Raw genomic sequence first — 1,157 nt, forward strand, 5'->3', positions numbered from 1 at the left:
CGCGCTGCTTTAGGGCCTTGTTATAAGAGGGCCAGTTGGTGATTTTAAAATTTTGTTTTGCCATGGAGACCTGATTTTGAAACAACTGTGGTGATCTGCTCCGATGATTACCCAAAAGTTCTATTTATTCAACAAAGCCTTAAACCGGAGAAATCGAGAAGGTTAATGTCCTTGCTACCCTCAAGCTGTGTCATGTGATCGAACACCTGAGCCTGTAGTTCGTAGCTGTAGCTCATCGCCATCAGACAGGCTTCGCGCTTGGGGAAGTTGTAAATTTTGCGAATGGACTGGGCACCGTTTCCGCTGGTGAAAATACCATCTGCAAAAAATTTTGCCGACGTTTCACCTAACACTTTCGGCACTTTTGCCAGGAAGCTCTTGTGCTGAAGGTTGCGATACTTCTTGCAAGGAAACGTCAAGCCTTCCTGCTTGGCTTTTTGTTTCCGCTCTGCATTGATGTAATCGACCATTTCCAGACTGCTCATGGTCGGGGCTTCATGGCTGGATAAAACAACTAATGATGTAGTCATAGCGGTAGTTACCTTATAGAAACGAGCCTTGTTGCCCAGAAACGCTTGCGCATAGAGATGGCTACCGGCCTGAACCAGCATTTCTCCAAGGCTTGTTTCTGTAAGACTCTGTGCTTTGATTACGCCGGGCATGGCGTGTGGGATATTGCAGGTGTCACCAACGGTGCAAAACTGATCCACCCCAACGGTTGAAAACTGATCCAGGGGTTTCTCAGGCCCGCTTTTCTGTAAGGTTCTGCTGTTGGTGATATGCGCTTGTGAGTGCGCGTTGGTGTTTATTTCAAGCACTGTTCACGGACGTATTGCTGCAATCCGGTCAGTTGCTTTGTGATGGTATCGATTCGCTCTCGGAGAGTGAAATAATCCCGTTGAGCGGCGCCAGTAAGTCGGGCGCTGGCCGTAGCATCCATGCCGGGGGTGGCGGTGGTTTGCTTGATGACGTTGACGCGCAACCCGCACTTGCCAGCAGCAACACAGCGCTGCAAATGTATTAGTTGCGACTAGATCTGACACTGGACCTTGAAAGGTTGAGAGTTACCGGTTTTGATATGGGTGTCTAATCCTTAAACAAAACGCGAGGTAACTCTCATGCTTCATACTAACAATCCCATTATCAAACACAAAGCC

General features: G+C 48.2%; 1 protein-coding gene and 1 pseudogene. Both read right to left on the minus strand.

Going from position 1 to position 1,157, the window contains the following annotated elements; genetic code table 11:
* Positions 1 to 140: 140 nt before the first annotated feature.
* Positions 141 to 530: pseudogene (locus QZ506_RS14370) on the minus strand (Rha family transcriptional regulator); the annotation flags it as partial.
* Positions 531 to 846: 316 nt separating this feature from the next.
* The gene (locus QZ506_RS14375) at positions 847 to 1,005 is read right to left on the minus strand and encodes a lysis system o-spanin lipoprotein Rz1 (protein ID WP_291971945.1); all 159 of its coding nucleotides are present in this window, start codon (positions 1,003 to 1,005) and stop codon (positions 847 to 849) included.
* Positions 1,006 to 1,157: the final 152 nt, after the last annotated feature.

The organism is Candidatus Symbiopectobacterium sp. (genome assembly GCF_020054415.1).
Taxonomy (GTDB): Bacteria; Pseudomonadota; Gammaproteobacteria; order Enterobacterales; family Enterobacteriaceae; genus Symbiopectobacterium.